Source organism: Aurantimicrobium photophilum (assembly GCF_003194085.1).
Classification (GTDB): domain Bacteria; phylum Actinomycetota; class Actinomycetes; order Actinomycetales; family Microbacteriaceae; genus Aurantimicrobium; species Aurantimicrobium photophilum.
On sequence record NZ_CP023994.1, the window covers coordinates 261,550 to 274,320 of the forward strand.

Genomic DNA, 12,771 nt, shown 5'->3' on the forward strand with positions numbered 1-12,771 from the left:
TCGCGTCCAAACTGAAAGGCAGTTCATTGCAACTCAAAACCATTCGCAAGTCGATTCTTGCGACATCATTGGTGACCCTCACAGCCGCTGAGACCATGGTTCCGTTCGGCAACTCGACCCGCTGGGCTATGACTTACAACGGCAAAGTTACAGGCCCAACTCTGCGCGTTCACCCCGGCGACCATGTCACTGTCAAGCTGGTGAACAACCTCAAGCAAGCCACAAGCCTTCACACTCATGGATTGCATGTTTCACCTGAACAGGACAACCCGTTCATCATGGTGGAACCAGGCAAGTCGTACACCTACACCTATGACATACCGGCAAACCACACAGCGGGAACTTTCTGGTATCACCCTCACATGCACGGCATTACCGCTGAGCAAGTCGCATCTGGTCTATCAGGCGCAATCATCGTCGAGGACATGGACGATGACCAACTGAACACGATCTCAACCAACCGCGTTCTTGTTATCAATGACCCACCCCTAACTGACAAGAACCCTTGGGCTGACGCCAGTGATTCCGCAAAATCTAACGATTCCAGCATGGGTGGTATGAACCACGACATGAGCGGCATGAGTGGGATGGACGGCATGAGCGGCATGGACGGTATGGGCGGAATGGGGAACAACTCATCGGGCGTCGACATGATGACCGCCATGATGGGGCGCACCGGACCAAAACTCTTGACCAACGGTTTTGAGGGCGTCGACCTGACCGGCAGCGGCGGGAAGCTCGAGCGACTCCACATAGTCAACGCCACGGCATCGACCAGCCTCAAACTGATCTACTCGGGAGCGAAGATGTTTGTGCTCTCGTCTGAAGGGGGACGACTTCCAGCACCTAAGGAAGTCAAAGAGGTAACGCTCGCAAACTCCGAACGAACCGAAATCGTACTCATACCCGGAACCAACGGCGGCACCCTGACAGCACAGCGCCTCAGCAATGAGGGAAATGGTGCTGCAATGGGAAGTCCTGAGAAGATCGCCAGCATCGCGGCGGACGCAGGTTCTGACATCAGCTCCCTTCCTATCTCATTCATGATGGCCAACACTCGGGACTTGTTCGCCTCGGACGTCAAAGTTGCTAACCAACGCGTTGTGACGCTCTCTGGCCACATGACACCGACGATCGATGGCAAGTTGTTCGACCCGAACGTCGTCAACTTCACTGCCAAGAAAGGCACAGTCGAAGAGTGGGTGATTGACAACACCACCCCGATGTATCACCCGATACACCTTCACACCTGGGGCTTCCAGGTGCAAGGTGAAGAAGGTTGGCAAGACGTTGTCACCGTTGCACCTAACTCAAAGAAAGTGATTCGAATCGCATTCGATGATTTTGCCGGTACAACAGTTCTGCACTGCCACATTCTGGACCATGAAGACACCGGAATGATGGCGATCATCAAGGTCGATTAGTTTCGGCTCAAATGCGCTGTGCCGTGAAAGAACTTCATTTCACGGCACAGCCCAGCCCCCAATCAAAGGATTCTGATGGAAAACCACGACCACGACCACGACCACGTCCATTCATCAATGCCGGATCATCACAGCATCCATGAACACCATGAGATGCATGAGCACCAGGCAAATCACAACGGCGCATCGTCCGCAGCAGCTCAAAGTCCCTCGCTTTCGATGCAGGACGCGATGGGGCATGGTGGTCACCATAGCCACATGTCATTCGCAGAGATGTCACGTGACATGCGAAACCGTTTCCTTGTCGCTGCCATTCTTTCGATTCCAATAACGCTCTGGTCGCCGATTGGTCGCCAGGTATTTGGCTTCACGCTTCCTGCACCTTTTGGCCTCTCAGACGCGTATTTCGCGCTCATGCTCTCCATTCCCGTTATCTTCTACTCCTCGTGGATCTTCTTTGATGGGGCATGGCGAGCACTTCGACGTCGCACGCTGGACATGATGGTTCTGGTTGCCGTGGGTATTGGAACCGGCTGGCTCTACAGCGTCGTGGTAACTCTGACTGGAGGAGGCGAAGTCTTCTATGAGGCCGCTTCAGTCTTGGCGACTTTCGTCTTACTTGGACACTGGGTTGAGATGCGCGCCCGTGGAGGCGCAAATGATGCGATCCGAACTTTGCTGGAGTTGTCACCCCCATCAGCCATTGTCATTCGAGACGGTCACGAAGTTGAGCTCGCCACTGCAGACGTAGTTGAGGGCGATGTTATGGTCATCCGCCCGGGAGCAAAGATCCCCACTGATGGCATTGTCATCGACGGCGAATCAGAGGTTGACGAATCCATGGTCACCGGCGAGAGCATGCCGGTGCACAAGGCTGTCGGTTTCGAGGTTATTGGCGCCACGGTCAACACTTTCGGAGCTATGAAGGTCCGAGCTACCAAGGTAGGCTCCGAATCCGCATTGGCACAGATAGTTCAGCTTGTACAAACAGCCCAGAACTCCAAAGCACCAGGGCAACGGCTGGCAGATAGAGCGGCCTTTTGGTTGGTGTTAGTGGCACTTATTGGCGGAACAGCCACCTTCGCAGGGTGGCTACTGGCTGGTGCAGATGTTCCCACGGCGATGCTCTTTGCGATCACTGTCGTGGTCATCACCTGCCCTGACGCTCTAGGTCTTGCTACACCCACTGCAATCATGGTGGGGACCAGCCTAGGTGCGAAACGAGGCGTGCTATTCAAGAATGCTGCCGGAATCGAAGCATCAGCTCGCATTGATGTTGTTGTATTTGACAAAACGGGCACGCTCACAAGGGGTGCACCTGAAGTTACTGACTATGTCGTTTTGGAGGGTGAATCAGACCGGGTAATGGGGCTAGTAGCAGCAGCCGAAACTCAATCAGAACATCCTCTAGCTCGGGCCGTTGTTTCTTATGCTGAGTCGAAATCAATCGTCCTGGGTTCAGTTACAGAGTTCCGCAACGTTACAGGACAAGGTGCTATCGCGACGGTTGATGGTCACAGAGTCGTTCTCGGCAATGCCAGTCTTTTGGAGTCTGAATCCATAGACCTTGGGCCTGCCCGAGATTCTCACGCATCCTTTGTTGAGTCAGGGCGGACATCCATCTTGGCCGCAGTTGACGGTCGAATCTCGTGTGTGCTTGCCATCGCTGACGCTCCGCGTCCAACCGCAATACCAACGATTGAGGCACTCCATCGACAAAACGTAGAAGTTGCTATGTTGACTGGCGACAACCTGCAAACAGCGACACGAATCGCCAACTCGCTCGGCATAGACAATGTGATGGCTGAAGTTCGACCAGAAGATAAGGCTGCCAAGATTGCAGAGCTGCAAGCGAGCGGAAAGCGTGTAGCCATGGTGGGAGATGGCGTCAACGATGCCCCAGCACTGGCGCAAGCAGACGTTGGTATCGCAATCGGAGCAGGCACTGATGTCGCTATCGAGACGGCAGATGTAGTCCTGATGAGATCCGACCCGCTGGATGTCGCAGTGGCTCTTGCAATCGGAAAAGGGACCCTGAGGAAAATGCGCCAAAACCTCGGTTGGGCCATTGGATATAACGCAATAGCACTACCGATTGCGGCAGGAGTCTTCTATCCAGCATTCGGACTCATGCTGTCGCCAGAGATTGCAGCGATTAGCATGTCTGGATCGAGCATCATAGTTGCGGCAAATGCTCTGTTACTCAAGGGCTTGAGGTTGCCCAAATCATGAAAACGCCTGGCGATTCCGAGCGAAAGTATCGCAGGCATTCACAGGCCTCGGTCATTCTGCCTGCAGGGGCAAAGCGCCTGTTTGAGTATCTTGACAATCACGAAAACTTGTCTGGACACATGGAGTCAAAGAAATCGCTCATGATGCTCGGTGGTTCGATGCACCTCATTCTCGATGAAAATCGAGGGCAAGTGGTCGGTTCTCACATCAAAATGGACGGCAAAGTTCTAGGCATTCCTCTCCATTTGGACGAAGTGGTCACCGAACGGACGCCGTTTCGCCGTAAGGTCTGGGAAACAGTCGTTGCTGACTTGCTTGTAATCGGTCACTACAGACTTGGCTTTGACATTGAGCCGGTCGATACGGACACTAGCAAGCTGTTAGTTCACATTTCCTACAATCTTCCGTCCAATACCACCTTCCTGGGGCTCTTGGGTGGTGCGCCCTACGCTCGATGGTGTGTGAAGCAAATGGTAAGTGCGGCAATCAAAATGTTCGCCGCGGCGAAGCCCAGTAGTTAGGCAAAACAAAACCAGCAAACAAAATGACCGCCTCAGGGGCGGTCATTTTGTTTGCGGAGAATGGGGTGTCTAGGTTCACGACATAGTTCACATATCTCTCGAGACATCGTTCACATCATCAAGGGTTCACAATTGAGAAAATCCAGCAAGTAAGGGTGCTGCGGGGTTCCTCAGCAGCCTGGTTTGTTACCTTAGGTTTGGCCACATTTAACAACAATTAAGTTTTGTTGAAAACGAGTATAGAAGTCAGTCAAACAAAGAGCTCTCGCCCTTGCGATTGAACACAGTCCGTGCCTCTACAGGCGGTTGGACAGGATTACTTACAAATGCCTCATATTCAAGGCTGAAGATGGCCCACAAACCAACAGGCATGATGCGCAACACGTCCATAAATATGAACGATCTCTCGAGACATATATGAACGATGTCTCGAGAGATCACATTGGCGGAAGATGGGGGATTCGAACCCCCGAGGGCGTTAACCCAACACGCTTTCCAAGCGTGCGCCATAGGCCACTAGGCGAATCCTCCTGGTGAACCTACTCACTTGCGTGAGAGGACAACTTCATTATTCTAACCGCACTTTTGGGTGCAGACGAACTCGCGTGGAGAGCACTCAGCTGTGTGCTTTACACTTGATACTGGCTCCTCGCGTGGCGCCACCCAGGCCAACTCCCCCAGGACGGAAACGTAGCAAGGGTAACCGGGCTCTGGCGGGTGCGCGAGGGGTCCTTTTTCATTTCTTTCGCTGGATGCCCAGAAGCCAACTATTTAGTAGTTGGATTGATTCGCTTAGCGAATAGGGAAAGTTAATCTCGCGCGCTGTACGTTCAAACTCAACCTCCCAATGGGGGTAAGCCTGAATTGTTGCCGGCCAGGTGCGAGCCGTCATTCCGGCTTTTCTGGAACCCATTGCGCGAAAGATGAATGTCTCTTGAATGGAATCTGCAACATCACCTAAATGTGGAGCTCCTAACATTTCTATGAGTTCTTTGAGCAGCACAAGATCAATCACATCTCTGACTCGATCGTTTCGACTTGCTGGCGGATTATGGGGGTCGGTAACAGCATGGACTTTCTGGGCAATTTGGTAGCTGAGGGGGATACCAGAGAGCTGTTCTGGACCGATAATCCCAAACCCCGCTATGTCTGGGGCGAGGAATGATTCAATATCTTCCCCTACGCCGCCTTCGGAGGGAGAAATTTCTACGTTGATAGTTCTCCAAATAACTCCATTGAGAAAAAGGGAAACGGTGAATCGACGAGGTTTTACTTCTAGGTAGGGCACGTTAATGAGAGAGACGCTTCCTCTAGTGAAGCTAAATGGCCCCCAGTCATATGCGAGTTCGGAATCCAGTAAGGCAATAAAGGTGTCGAGGTCTGCCCGGACCATTCCGTCGAGGTCCCTTGTAGCGCGAGAAAAGTGGGTCAGGCGATGTTGGAGCAGTGTTCCTCCTTTGAGGAGGAAATAGGGAGTCTGATCTGCCTGGGATACCTTTTGTAATTTTGCTGTCACGACAGTCGAGGCGATGAGCCAGCCAAGACGCCCAGACTCCGAGCCCGCTTTCCGCTCTGCCTGAGCAATCCAGGAATTGAGCACACGGGCAGAATTTGGCTCCTTGTCTCTTCGTTGCAAGGTCTTCAGAAATGCAGATAGATCTAAAGGAGAAGTCACATCATCCACGTTGATCAAGTTTCTGGGTGAGTTCTTGTTGGTCGAGAGAACTGAGCATCCCAGAGGCCGCACCATTGACAATGGCTTGACGCAAGAGGTAGGTGGGTGTGCCATCAACTATGCAGTCACCGATGGTTTTTGCGATGCTGGTTAATGGAATCTCTTGCCACCAGGTCGCATCTGAGGGCTGAACGTTTTGACGATGGATTTCGTAATGTGGTTTTAGTGAACGCCTAATTCGCCTGCCCTGCGGCACACTGATGTGTAAAGTCGCTGGGTTAATATCGCAGATTTCCCATACCGCCAAGGCCGTGTCATGAGAGATGCATGCATCCTCAACACCGGTCTCTAACAGCGCCAGTGCCAGGTTTTCATATTGAGTGGAGGGCACTTGGGAGATGCGATAAATTCCGTGCCCCACTCGGGAAATCCTGCCTCGGGATGCAAGACGAGGAAGTTCAGTCTTAGGAATCCCGGCAGCTACAGCTTGTGCGCTTGAAACAAAACCATGTTGATCGAGTGCAAGTTCTCGTAATTGTTCAAGATAAGTGAGCACTTCGTTCATGCCAAAAGTATACCAAAATGGCATACTTTTGTCATTGTTTTTTATCGATCTAGCTCTCCAATAATCGTCATGCTCCGAGAATTGTGCAGAACTTGCGAAGGAAGCAATGTCCCTTTTCGCCGATACGATTGAGTTGTGGCTACCGCACTGTATCGCCGTTACCGGCCAGAATCATTCGCTGACGTAATTGGACAATCCCACGTCACCGATCCTCTGATGACGGCACTGCGCACAAACCGGGTCAACCACGCCTATCTCTTCAGCGGCCCCCGTGGGTGCGGTAAGACAACTTCTGCTCGCATCCTGGCTCGCTGCCTCAACTGTGCTGAGGGACCTACCGATACTCCCTGTGGCAAGTGCCCCAGCTGTATTGAACTCTCACGTGACGGTGGCGGCTCTCTCGACGTCGTCGAAATTGACGCCGCCAGCCACAACGGTGTTGATGACGCCCGTGATCTGCGTGAGCGTGCCGTGTTTGCTCCGGCCCGTGACCGTTACAAGATCTTCATCCTCGATGAGGCTCACATGGTCACCCCTCAGGGCTTCAACGCTCTGCTCAAGTTGGTGGAAGAACCCCCCGAGCACGTGAAGTTCATCTTCGCCACGACCGAACCTGAAAAGGTCATCGGCACGATTCGCTCGCGCACCCACCACTACCCCTTCCGTTTGATTCCTCCCGCACAGATGCTTGAGTACTGCGAGAGCCTGTGTGTTTCCGAGAAGATTGCCGTTGAGCCTGGTGTGCTCGCACTTGTTGTGCGCGCAGGTGGCGGTTCAGCTCGTGACACTCTGTCTCTCCTGGATCAGCTCATTGCTGGTTCTGAGAACGATGCCGTGACCTATGAGCGTGCAGTTTCTCTCCTGGGTTACACCCACAGCGCACTGCTGGATGAAGCAGTAGATGCGCTCGCCGCAGCAGACTCGGCAGGTGCTTTCGCTGCGGTTGACCGTGTCATTCAGACCGGTCAGGACCCTCGCCGCTTTGTTGAGGATCTGCTTGAACGTTTGCGTGACCTCATTCTTGTTGCCGCCACCGGCGCCAATGCCAACGCTGTACTCCGCGGTATCCCTGCCGATGAACTCGAGCGCATGCAGGCTCAGGCCAAGAACTTTGGCTCTGCTGAGCTTTCTCGTGCTGCAGACGTGGTGAACTCGTCCCTCACTGAGATGACCGGTGCCACTTCTCCACGTCTTCACCTCGAACTCATGATTGCTCGTCTACTGGTTCGTGCAACAGGTGGAGCTCCAGCTGTAGCTGTCGCACCAGCTGCTTCAGCACCCACAGCTCCTGCAAAGCCTGCAGTAGCACCTGCCCCTGCACCCGCACCTAAGGTTGAGGCTCCCGTTGCCAAGCCTGAGTCGGTCAAGGAAGCTCCTGTTGCACAAGCTCCTGTTGTGGAAGAGCCCAAGGTTGTTGTTCCAACCGGACCTGTCGGCACCCGTGAACTTCTTGAAGCGTGGCCTGCAGTTCTGGAGAAGATCCAAACCACAAGCCGTGCTGCGTGGTTGGTAGTTGTCTCTGCCCAGGTTCGCTCTCTTGAAGATGAGGTGCTGACTCTGGTCTTCAGCAACGAAGCAGATGCTGCGTCGTTCCGCCCTCAGAAGGGCGTGCCTGGCGGTGTGCACGAGATTCTTCGCCAAGCCATCCTCGACACTGTCGGTGTTCGTGTGGGCTTCAAGGTGTCCAGTGATTCCAGTGCGACAGCTCCGATTGATCGCATGACGGATACAGGTTCTGTTGCTGCTCCAGCTGCCCCCGTCAACGCTCCACGTGAGTTTGCCACCCCAGCACCCGCTGCCCAGGCAGAAGAACCACCACTTCCTGAAGAGCCACCTGCTGATCTGGAAGAAGAACCCCCTTTCGAGGAAACAGATCCTCCCGCCGTTGATGACGGCTGGGACGTTGTCGCTATCCCTGGCGGGGGAGCACCTGCTGTTCTCGAAGACGAGCCTGTCGTTGACGAAGTCGTTGTTGTTGCAGAGGTTGCAGCTCCTGCTGCACCTGCGGCCAAGAAGCTCACTCCTGAACAGGCAGCACACGAAGAAGCTCGCTATGGCGAAGCTGTTGTGCGCGAACTTCTCGATGCCAAGTTCATTGCTGAAGAAGTGACTGCTCCTGTAGCTGTTGTTGCACCCGAGCCCGAGGACCAGGCCTAGTCATGTATGACGGCATCGTTCAGGAGCTCATTGATGAGCTGGGGCGCCTTCCCGGTATTGGGCCTAAGTCTGCCCAGCGCATCGCGTTCCACATTCTGCAGACCGAGTCTTTTGATGTGACGCGCCTGTCCTCGGTGCTGATTGAGGTGCGCGAGAAGGTCAAGTTCTGCGAGATCTGCGGAAACGTCAGTGAAGAAGTCACCTGCGGTATTTGCCGTGATCCTCGCCGTGACCCCACCTTCATCTGCGTCGTGGAAGAAGCCAAAGACGTGGTTGCTATCGAGCGCACCCGTGAATTCCGCGGGCTTTATCACGTGCTTGGCGGCGCCATTAGCCCTATCGATGGCATCGGTCCGGATGACCTGCGCATTCGCCAACTCATGACTCGTCTAGCTGATGGCACCGTGACCGAGGTCATCATTGCGACCGACCCCAACCTTGAAGGTGAAGCAACGGCGACTTATCTCTCACGTTTACTCAAGACCCTCGAAATCAAGGTGTCCCGCCTGGCTTCAGGTCTGCCCGTGGGTGGAGATTTGGAATATGCAGATGAGGTCACGCTGGGTCGTGCTTTTGAAGGTCGTCGTACCGTCAACTAACTTCCAGTGGGAGAGGTTCCTATGTCACCGGAGCACGAAGCCGTAGAGCTTCTGACGCAGCTCGTCGGAATCGACAGTGTCAATCCTGGCTTGGTTAATGGAGCTGCGGGAGAAGCAGATATCGTGCGCTTTCTTGCAACTCGACTTGAAGCGAACGGTTTCACCATTCATATTGTGCCTTCACAAGATGAGACAAACAGACCGAGCCTCGTTGCCGTTGGCCCCGGAGAGGGTCCGACGGTGGTGCTCAATGGCCATCTCGATACCGTCGGGGTTAAGGGCATGGAAAATCCCTTCACTGCACAAGTGGAAGGCGACAAGCTCTTTGCTCGCGGTGCTGCAGATATGAAGGGGGGAGTTGCAGCATTGGTGGTGGCTGCTGAACATCTCTCTCGTAGTTCTTCCTCCTACCGACCACTCTTGGCACTAGTCGCAGACGAAGAAGACGCCAGCATGGGGTCGGAAGCAGTCATTGCAGCTCTTCCTGGTTTAGGCATTCACCCCGACCTGTGCCTCATAGCTGAGCCAACTGGTTTGGATCTAGCTGTGTCCTTACGTGGCTTCGCCGTTGTTCGAGCGCGCATCAGTGGTCGTGCTGCACACAGCTCACAGCCTGAACTGGGTATCAATGCAGTGACACAGTTAGGGCATCTACTTTCTGCTATTGAAAACAAGGCGCAGGAGATTCGCGAGACTGGTGGCGACCTCATGGTCACGATGGTGAGGGGAGGAGAGTCCTCCTTTGTAATACCTGATGAGGCAGAGTGCATTATTGAATTACGCACAGTCCCCGGACAGCGGTCAGACCAGGTTCTAGAGGTGGTTCGTTCGCTTGGGGATTCAACATGGACCTGGGATCTTGAGCTGGTTGCCTCTCGTGAAGCGTGGCAATTACAAGCCGAAGGCCCCGCTGCACATCTTTCCCAGGCCCTAGCCCTGGAATTGGGAACCAAATTGAATTTTGTAGCACCGTACTGGATGGAAGCCCCCTTGTGGGAAGAAGTCTGCCCCACTCTGATCTGCGGACCAACCGGTGGGGGCCTTCATGCCATCGATGAATGGGTGGATCTGCGGCAAGTACGCTCGCTTTGCTCGGCTTTGATAAAACTGCTTGCGTAAAAAGTGAGCTTCGAACTGCCCGTAGAATAGAGTTTCCAGCTCGTGAGAACCGTAGCCGCGAGCATATTCCTTCAGGAGTTATCAACCGTGAGCTTGATTGTGCAGAAGTTTGGCGGATCTTCCGTTGCAGATGCTGAGAGCATCAAGCGCGTCGCCAAGCGCATTGTCGAGACCAAAGAGGCTGGAAACGACGTTGTTGTCGTTGTTTCTGCCATGGGTGACACCACCGATGAGCTGATGGATCTGGCCAACGAGGTTTCTAGTAATCACGCGCCGCGTGAGCTCGACATGCTCCTCACCGCAGGTGAGCGCATCTCGATGGCACTAGTTGCCATGGCCGTTCGTTCCCTCGGTCACGACGCTAAATCTTTCACCGGTTCACAGGCCGGCATGATCACCGATGCACAGCACGGTACTGCCCGCATCGTGGAGGTGACCCCCGGTCGTCTGCGTGAAGCAGTTGCTGAAGGCAACATTGTCATTGTTGCTGGTTTCCAGGGCTTCAACCGCTCTACCGGTGACATCACCACCCTCGGTCGCGGTGGTTCAGACACCTCTGCCGTGGCACTGGCTGCTGCACTCGATGCAGATGTCTGTGAGATTTACACCGACGTCGACGGTGTTTTCACCGCTGACCCTCGCGTTGTTCCCAACGCGTCCAAGATTCACCGCATCTCCAGCGAAGAAATGCTCGAGCTGGCTGCCAGCGGTGCCAAGGTTCTCAACATTCGCGCAACCGAGTATGCACGCCGTCACGGCGTGACCTTGCACGTGCGCTCCTCGTTCGTACCCAACGAGGGAACAATTGTCTACAACCCCACGGAGGGAGAAACAGTGGAAGAGCCCATCATCACCGGTGTTGCCGGGGACCTGAGCGAGGCAAAGATCACCGTTGCCGGTGTTCCAGACGTTCCAGGTAAGGCTGCACAGATTTTCACCGTTGTCGCAGCTGCGGACATCAACATCGACATGATCGTGCAGAACGTCTCCTCAGGCGGCTCTGGTCAGACCGATATCTCCTTCACCCTGCCCACCGCAGAAGCAGATGACGCACTGGCTGCCTTGAAGGCAGCACAGTCCGACATCGGATTCTCTGACCTGGCACTGGATGAGAACATTGGCAAGCTTTCTGTGGTCGGTGCCGGTATGCGCACCAGCTCGGGTGTTTCTGCTCAGCTGTTCACCGCACTCTTTGAAGCAGGCGTCAACATTGACATGATCTCCACTTCTGAGATTCGCATCTCGGTCATCATGCGCGCTGACCAGCTCAACGAGGCACTGCGTAAGGTGCACACCGCTTTCGGTCTCGACTCTGATGTTGAGGCTGTTGTCTACGCAGGAACCGGCCGATGACCGTCATCGCCCCCGAGGGGCTCAATGTTGCCGTCGTCGGTGCAACCGGCCAGGTCGGCAAGGTCATGCGTCGTCTGCTCGAAGAGCGTAACTTCCCCGTGAAGTCCATCCGCTTCTTCGCTTCTGCGCGTTCGGCAGGAAGCGTACTTCCCTATGCAGGACATGACGTTGTTGTCGAAGACGTGGAAACTGCTGATCCTTCGGGCATCGACGTGGCTCTCTTCTCGGCAGGTGCCACCGCATCCAAGGCACAGGCACCTCGCTTTGCCGCTGCTGGTGTCATCGTTGTCGACAACTCGTCCGGCTGGCGCATGGACCCCGAGGTTCCTCTCGTGGTTTCTGAGGTCAACCCTCACGCCATTAAGCAGGCCGTCAAGGGCATCATTGCAAACCCCAACTGCACCACCATGGCAGCAATGCCCGTGCTCAAGGTTCTCCACGCTGAGGCTGGCCTCGAGCGCATGAACGTGACCACTTTCCAGGCGGTGTCTGGTTCTGGTCTGGCTGGTGCTGAAGAGCTCGCGAACCAGATTCGTGCCGCTGTTGACCAGGGCAACCTGGAAGACCTCGTGCACGACGGTTCTGCCATCACTTTCCCTGCACCTGTGAAGTATGTGAAGACCATCGCCTTCGATGTTGTTCCGCTCGCAGGTTCCATCCTCGAAGACGGACTCAACGAAACCGACGAAGAGAAGAAGCTGCGTAACGAGAGCCGCAAGATTCTCGAGATCCCAGAGCTTCTTGTGTCGGGTTTGTGTGTTCGCGTTCCCGTATTCACCGGTCACTCGCTGTCTATCAATGCAGAATTCGGTAAGGCAATCTCGCCTGAGCGTGCTCGCGAATTGCTCGCGAATGCTCCCGGCGTTCAGCTGGAAGACGTTCCCACGCCTCTCCAGGCGGCAGGTGCTGACCCCAGTTTCGTTGGCCGTATTCGCGCCGATGAGACCGTTGATGGTGGCCGCGGACTGGCGCTGTTTGTCAGCAATGACAACCTGCGCAAGGGTGCAGCGCTCAACGCCGTGCAGATCGCAGAGCTGATTGCAGCTGACCGCGCCTAAGTATTCAGTACTTCAGCCGAAGGCCATCAGGATTCTCTCCTGGTGGCCTTCGGCGTTGCTCCCGGTAG

General features: G+C 54.7%; 10 protein-coding genes, 1 tRNA gene and 1 other RNA gene. 9 read left to right on the forward strand and 3 right to left on the reverse strand.

Annotated features, from left to right (window positions below; all coding sequences use genetic code 11):
- Positions 1 to 26: 26 nt before the first annotated feature.
- The 3 genes from AURMO_RS08885 to AURMO_RS01425 all read left to right on the forward strand — a co-directional run bounded on the left by AURMO_RS08885 (position 27) and on the right by AURMO_RS01425 (position 4,177).
- A complete protein-coding gene (locus AURMO_RS08885; RefSeq protein ID WP_162532636.1) occupies positions 27 to 1,424 on the forward strand; it encodes a multicopper oxidase family protein in 1,398 nt (465 codons plus the stop codon).
- A 75-nt stretch (positions 1,425 to 1,499) separates the two neighbouring features.
- Positions 1,500 to 3,656, forward strand: coding sequence for a heavy metal translocating P-type ATPase (locus tag AURMO_RS01420; protein WP_110232813.1), 2,157 nt, complete (start codon positions 1,500 to 1,502; stop codon positions 3,654 to 3,656).
- On the forward strand, positions 3,653 to 4,177 hold the full coding sequence (locus AURMO_RS01425) for an SRPBCC family protein (protein WP_204163631.1): 525 nt from the start codon (positions 3,653 to 3,655) through the stop codon (positions 4,175 to 4,177). Before AURMO_RS01420 ends, AURMO_RS01425 begins: the two co-directional genes overlap by 4 nt.
- Before the next feature lie 443 nt (positions 4,178 to 4,620).
- Here the strand turns inward: AURMO_RS01425 and AURMO_RS01430 are convergent.
- Positions 4,621 to 4,708 (reverse strand) — tRNA-Ser (locus tag AURMO_RS01430).
- Between the two features lie 109 nt (positions 4,709 to 4,817).
- Here AURMO_RS01430 and ffs point away from each other — a divergent pair.
- An RNA gene (gene ffs, locus AURMO_RS01435) (signal recognition particle sRNA small type) lies at positions 4,818 to 4,914 on the forward strand.
- Here ffs and AURMO_RS01440 read toward each other — a convergent pair.
- Complete coding sequence (locus AURMO_RS01440) at positions 4,914 to 5,861, reverse strand: nucleotidyl transferase AbiEii/AbiGii toxin family protein (protein WP_162532637.1); 948 nt, start codon at positions 5,859 to 5,861, stop codon at positions 4,914 to 4,916. The genes ffs and AURMO_RS01440 overlap by 1 nt on opposite strands.
- Positions 5,854 to 6,417, reverse strand: a complete 564-nt coding sequence (locus tag AURMO_RS01445) for a type IV toxin-antitoxin system AbiEi family antitoxin domain-containing protein (protein WP_162532638.1) — start codon at positions 6,415 to 6,417, stop codon at positions 5,854 to 5,856. Before AURMO_RS01445 ends, AURMO_RS01440 begins: the two co-directional genes overlap by 8 nt.
- Positions 6,418 to 6,552: 135 nt before the next feature.
- Between AURMO_RS01445 and AURMO_RS01450 the strand changes: the two genes are divergently transcribed.
- The 5 genes from AURMO_RS01450 to AURMO_RS01470 all read left to right on the forward strand — a co-directional run bounded on the left by AURMO_RS01450 (position 6,553) and on the right by AURMO_RS01470 (position 12,703).
- A complete protein-coding gene (locus tag AURMO_RS01450) occupies positions 6,553 to 8,574 on the forward strand; it encodes a DNA polymerase III subunit gamma and tau (RefSeq protein WP_110232816.1) in 2,022 nt (673 codons plus the stop codon).
- A 2-nt stretch (positions 8,575 to 8,576) separates the two neighbouring features.
- Positions 8,577 to 9,173, forward strand: coding sequence for a recombination mediator RecR (gene recR, locus AURMO_RS01455; RefSeq protein WP_110232817.1), 597 nt, complete (start codon positions 8,577 to 8,579; stop codon positions 9,171 to 9,173).
- Between the two features lie 21 nt (positions 9,174 to 9,194).
- Entirely contained in the window at positions 9,195 to 10,292 is a 1,098-nt protein-coding gene (locus tag AURMO_RS01460) for a M20 family metallopeptidase (protein ID WP_110232818.1), read from the forward strand.
- 87 nt (positions 10,293 to 10,379) lie between these two features.
- Positions 10,380 to 11,645 carry an aspartate kinase gene (locus tag AURMO_RS01465; protein WP_110232819.1) on the forward strand — a complete coding sequence of 422 codons (1,266 nt, stop codon included), beginning with the start codon at positions 10,380 to 10,382 and terminating at the stop codon, positions 11,643 to 11,645.
- Complete coding sequence (locus AURMO_RS01470) at positions 11,642 to 12,703, forward strand: aspartate-semialdehyde dehydrogenase (RefSeq protein WP_110232820.1); 1,062 nt, start codon at positions 11,642 to 11,644, stop codon at positions 12,701 to 12,703. The genes AURMO_RS01465 and AURMO_RS01470 overlap by 4 nt, the downstream gene beginning before the upstream one ends.
- Positions 12,704 to 12,771: the final 68 nt, after the last annotated feature.

What these genes read in the sequence shown, in the direction of transcription:
- AURMO_RS01420 (WP_110232813.1), top strand. Translation starts at nt 1,500, where the DNA reads ATGGAAAACCACGACCACGACCACGACCACGTCCATTCATCAATGCCG.
- AURMO_RS01425 (WP_204163631.1), top strand. Translation starts at nt 3,653, where the DNA reads ATGAAAACGCCTGGCGATTCCGAGCGAAAGTATCGCAGGCATTCACAG.
- AURMO_RS01445 (WP_162532638.1), bottom strand. Translation starts at nt 6,417, where the DNA reads ATGAACGAAGTGCTCACTTATCTTGAACAATTACGAGAACTTGCACTC.
- recR (WP_110232817.1), top strand. Translation starts at nt 8,577, where the DNA reads ATGTATGACGGCATCGTTCAGGAGCTCATTGATGAGCTGGGGCGCCTT.
- AURMO_RS01460 (WP_110232818.1), top strand. Translation starts at nt 9,195, where the DNA reads ATGTCACCGGAGCACGAAGCCGTAGAGCTTCTGACGCAGCTCGTCGGA.
- AURMO_RS01470 (WP_110232820.1), top strand. Translation starts at nt 11,642, where the DNA reads ATGACCGTCATCGCCCCCGAGGGGCTCAATGTTGCCGTCGTCGGTGCA.